The 4,675-nt window shown below is 67.0% G+C and carries 5 protein-coding genes; all 5 read right to left on the bottom strand.

From position 1 onward, the window contains the following. On the bottom strand, positions 1–1,731 hold a 1,731-nt coding region (locus AC5P6H_RS19245; RefSeq protein ID WP_495202979.1), incomplete at its 3' end, for a methyl-accepting chemotaxis protein. A gap of 101 nt (positions 1,732–1,832) precedes the next feature. After that, positions 1,833–2,216, bottom strand: a complete 384-nt coding sequence (locus AC5P6H_RS19240; protein ID WP_014647020.1) for a hypothetical protein — start codon at positions 2,214–2,216, stop codon at positions 1,833–1,835. Between the two features lie 135 nt (positions 2,217–2,351). Further along, entirely contained in the window at positions 2,352–2,843 is a 492-nt protein-coding gene (locus AC5P6H_RS19235) for a chemotaxis protein CheW (RefSeq protein ID WP_014647021.1), read from the bottom strand. A gap of 183 nt (positions 2,844–3,026) precedes the next feature. Then, positions 3,027–3,800, bottom strand: coding sequence for a flagellar brake protein (locus tag AC5P6H_RS19230; protein ID WP_262087736.1), 774 nt, complete (start codon positions 3,798–3,800; stop codon positions 3,027–3,029). A 160-nt stretch (positions 3,801–3,960) separates the two neighbouring features. Next, positions 3,961–4,675: methyl-accepting chemotaxis protein (locus AC5P6H_RS19225; protein WP_495202978.1), on the bottom strand; the 715-nt coding region annotated here is incomplete at its 5' end.

The following is a 4,675-nucleotide window of genomic DNA, read 5'->3' as shown; positions in this document are numbered from 1 at the left end:
TTCGATGGCCGACATGGTGGTGACCACCTGGCCGACCACGTCACCGCCCTGCGAGGCGACACCGTGCGCGCCGATGGCGAGCTGGTTGGCCTGGCGTGCGTGCTCGGCGTTCTGGCGCACGGTGGAGGTCAGTTCCTCCATGGAGGCAGCGGTTTCCTCCAGGTTGGCGGCCTGCTGTTCGGTGCGGCGCGACAGGTCGCTGTTGCCGGAGGCGATTTCACCGGCAGCGGAGCTGATCGCGCGGCTGGACTGCTTGATGCGGGTGACGATCTCGCTCAGCTGCGCGGCGGTGGCGTTGGCGTCGTCGCGCATCCGGGCGAACACGCCCTGGTAATCGCCGTGCATGCGCACGGTCAGGTCGCCCTGCGACAGCGCGGCCAGCAGGCCGGAGATCTGCTCGATGCTGCCGGCGTTGGCGTCCAGCAGGCCGTTGATCTGCTGGGCCAGCTGCAGGAAGAAGCCTTCCTTGTCGCTGGCATCGATGCGGCCGGACAGGTCGCCAGCGGCGGCCTGGGCGATCACGCGGGCCACTTCGGCTTCGACCTGCGCTTCCTGGGTACGGTCGCGCCATTCCACCACGTAGCCGACGGTGTCGCCGCCTTCATTGCGGATGGTCGAGACCACCTGGGCGAACTGGGCATCGCCGTACTGCATCGGGCGACGGGCGACGCCGTGTGCCTTCAGGTTGCCCAGCAGGGTCTGGTCCATCTCGCCGCGGTGTTCGAGCACGGTGACCGGCTTGCCGATCAGCGAAGCCTGCGCATCGAAGTCCGGCAGGTCGCGGCGCAGTTCGTCCTGGTATTGGCTCAGGGTCTGCTGCAGGGCGCGGTTGCTGTAGACGATGGTGTTGCTGGTGTCGGTCAGGTAGACGCCGGTCGAGCTGTAGTCCAGCGCGGTACGGATGCGCAGGTTCTCGCGGGCGATGGCCTGGTCGGTCTCGATGCGCTCGCGCAGGTCGCGCTGCATGCGCTGCATGGCCTGCATCAGTTCGCCCACTTCATCCTGGCGGCTGACGTCGATGTGGCCATCGAGCTTGCCGCCGGCCACGTCGTTGGCCACCGAGACGGCGCCACGCACGCTGCCGACCAGGGCGCGGGCAAACAGCCACACCAGCACCAGGCCGAGCGCGGCGCCGCCCAGCAGGGCGATCACGGTCAGCACGGCCGAGGCGGAGTAGGTGGATGCGGCCTCATCGCGCGAGGCGCGGGCGAGGCGGTTGTCTTCGGCGATCAGCGCCTCCAGCGCGGAGGCGGCCTTGCGGTGCTTGGTGCGGGTTTCGCCGACGAAGGTATCGATGGCGTCGTCCGGCAGGTCCAGCTCCAGCATCTCGGTGACGCTGTCATAGGATGCCAGGGCGTCCTTCCATTCCTTGGCGAAGGCGTCGAACAGCTTCTTCTGCTGCGGGTTGTCGACCAGCTTCGGATACTCCTTGATCGACTTGTCCATGCTGGCGCGCAGGTCGACACCCTGCTTGCGCGCATCGGACTTGACGTCATCGCTGGCGCGGATCAGCTGCTGGTAGGCGGCATTGCGGTACTCGCCCAGCATGCCGCGCATCTCGCCGGCCATGCGGATGCTCTCCATGCGTGAACCGGCCAGCTCGGTGGTCACGTTGTTCAGCGAATGCAGGCCGCGATAGGCGACGATGCCCTGCAGCAGCATCACCAGCAGGAGGACGCCGAAGGTCAGCAGCAGTTTCGGCATCAGTTTCAGGTTGTTGATCCACGGCATGGGCGTTGCGAGCTCCTAAGGCAGACGCGCCCGGGCATCGGGCCCGGTTGCAGCAGAAACCACGCCAGGACCAGGCCCGGCGTGGTCCGACGAACGGCGGATTACTTGATGTTGGCCAGCTTCAGCCCGGCCGGCGAGCTGACTTCGATTTCCGCACGCGAGGCGTCGCGCTGGATCTTGCCGATCACGCACACGGTCTTGCCTTCCAGGGTTTCCAGCGGGAAGGAGAACTTGCCGCGGTTCTCGCCGGCGATACGCGCCGAGAAGGTGTGGCGCGGGAAGGCGCCGCCCATGTACAGGAAGGTCGGCTGGCCTTCGGAGCCTTCCGCGTAACGGGCCTTTTCGACCTTGCCACAGACCATGCCGTCCTTGCCGACCGAACGCGGCGCCATTTCCGGCGGGATCATGTCGGCCGACTGGGCGAAAGCGGAGGCGGCGGTGGTGGCCAGGACAGCGGCCGAGACGAACGCAAACAGGGACTTCATCGAGGGTATCTCCGGGGATGGTAACGATCGGGCCGGTCCTGCGCGCTCCTGCGCGACCGGCTTCTGTCCCCCTATCGGCACCGCCGAAGGGAACTGAAGGGTTTTGTGACTGGAACGTGAAGCAGTTCCGTTTGCTCAGGCAGCGACGTCTTCGGCGAGGTTGGCCTGGCCCATGTCGGCGCTGTCGAGCAGGGTCTCGATGTCCAGCAGGATCAGCATGCGATCGTCGTGGGTACCGATGCCGGAGATGAAACGGGTGTCGACGGCCGCGCCGAATTCCGGGGTCGGGCGGATCTGCTCGGCCGACAGCGGGATCACGTCGGAGACGCTGTCGACGACGATGCCGACCACGCGGTCTTCCACGTTCAGCACGATCATCACGGTGAAGGCATCGTAGCGGGCGTTGTCCAGGCGCAGCTTCAGGCGCAGGTCGATGACCGGGACGATGGTGCCGCGCAGGTTGATCACGCCCTTGATGTAGTCCGGGGCGTCCGGCACGCGGGTGACGGCGTCGTAGCCGCGGATTTCCTGCACCTTGAGGATGTCCACGCCATAGTGCTCGTCACCAAGGGTGAAGCTGAGGAATTCGCCACCGGCGCTGGCGGCGGAGCTGGTCTTGTCGTTCATCGAGGGGTCCTGGTTCTGCCGGAAGTCCCGGTGTCAGGCTCGATATCGGCCCCGCCGGGGGGGACTTTAGGTGCCGGGCAGTGCCGTGGATGGGGTCAGATCCCTTTTCAGGGAAAAGGGATCTGACCCCGGCACGCGTTCCAGGGTTGCCGGCCGGCGGCCGGCACTACCGGTCGGACGGCCTCAGAGCTCGCCGTTGCGGCGGGCCTTGCGCTGGCGGTCGATGCGGAAGATGTAGCGCTGGATGGCGCTGTCGGCGCCGCGTGGCAGGCATTCAAAGCGCATTCCCACGCGCTTGACCTCGATGCCATTGGGCTGACGCTGCGGCAGCAGGTTGCAGACCACCAGTTCGATATCCAGGTCGGGGCCGTCCGGCAGCGACAGCTGCGCCGGATAGCGCCTCTGCAGACCAAACACCGCGCAGTCATTGGGCACCACCACGGCCAGGCCGCCACCGCTGATGTCCACCACCCGCATCGACAGCGCTTCGGCCCGCGCTTCGCCGGGTGGCAGCAGCAGCTGCGGTGAATCGGTGACTGGCGTCTCCAGCCGGTACAGCTCGCGGCGCTGCAGGTGCACCAGTTCGTCAGGCAGCGGCGCACGGAAGGCCACATGGCCGTCGTTGTCCACGCGCTGCAGTTCGTGCAGCCGGAACCGTACCAGCACGCGTTCGAGCTGGGCGAAGCACAGCAGGTGATCGGCCTGCTCGGCGGCGCGGTTGGAGGCTTCCTGTGGGCTGCCATCGAGCAGCAGGAAGTCCTCGTCTTCGTCGAGGTCGAGCAGGGCGGTCGGGAAGGAACGGTCGCGGCCGTCGATATGGGCGTTGATCAGCGATCGCTGGTCGATCAGCGAGCGCAGCAGCTGGCGCAGCTGGCGCGGGTTGCGGACCAGGAATCGTTCGTCCGCGGCATCGGCCGCGTGGACATCATGCACTGCAGTGTCGTTGCCGTCGGACATGGAATCTACGGTCAGGGGCGGGCGCCAGCACGCATTGGCGCGAGGCTCGATGGGGATATCGGCTCGTGCACCAGATTATGAAGTGGGATTTGCATCACTTTCCACGCGTAAGGGGTCAGATCCCTTTCCCACAGGAAAGGGATCTGACCCCGTGCTTCTGTCAGAATTCCTGCCAGTCGCCGTCCGTGGCCAGCGCCGGCTGGGCCGTTGCCGTGCGCAGCGCACGTGCCGGGGCCGGCTTTGCCGCAGGCGCGGCGGCTGCGACCTGTCGCGGTACCGGTGCGGCCAGCGGGCGTGCCGGGATGGCCATCGTGCCCTGCGATGCCAGCCGGAAGCGGGCCACGGCTTCACCCAGCTGCACGGCCTGGTCTTCCATCGCGCGCGCCGCAGCAGTGGCTTCTTCCACCAGCGCAGCATTCTGCTGGGTGGTTTCGTCCATCTGCACCACGGTCTGGTTGACCTGCTCGATGCCCGCCGACTGTTCCTGCGAGGCCGCAGAGATCTCGGCCATGATGTCGGTCACGCGCTGCACCGAGGCGACGATCTCGCCCATGGTGCTGCCGGCCTGGTGGACCAGGCTGGAGCCTTCGGCAACCTTGCCGACCGAGTCGTCGATCAGGCCCTTGATCTCCTTGGCGGCGGCGGCCGAGCGCTGGGCAAGGGTGCGCACTTCGCTGGCGACCACGGCGAAGCCGCGGCCCTGTTCGCCGGCACGGGCGGCTTCCACTGCGGCATTCAGCGCCAGGATGTTGGTCTGGAAGGCAATGCCGTCGATGACCGAGATGATCTCGGCGATCTTCTTCGACGAGGCTTCGATGGCCGACATGGTGGTGACCACCTGGCCGACCACGTCACCGCCCTGCGAGGCGACACCG

The sequence above is a fragment of the Stenotrophomonas sp. YJH_SMC_110 genome, from assembly GCF_059369255.1.
Note: the sequence above shows the minus strand (reverse complement) of the source record. Positions and strands in the feature narration are given on the sequence as shown.

What these genes read in the sequence shown, in the direction of transcription:
- AC5P6H_RS19235 (WP_014647021.1), bottom strand. Translation starts at nt 2,843, where the DNA reads ATGAACGACAAGACCAGCTCCGCCGCCAGCGCCGGTGGCGAATTCCTC.
- AC5P6H_RS19230 (WP_262087736.1), bottom strand. Translation starts at nt 3,800, where the DNA reads ATGTCCGACGGCAACGACACTGCAGTGCATGATGTCCACGCGGCCGAT.
- AC5P6H_RS19240 (WP_014647020.1), bottom strand. Translation starts at nt 2,216, where the DNA reads ATGAAGTCCCTGTTTGCGTTCGTCTCGGCCGCTGTCCTGGCCACCACC.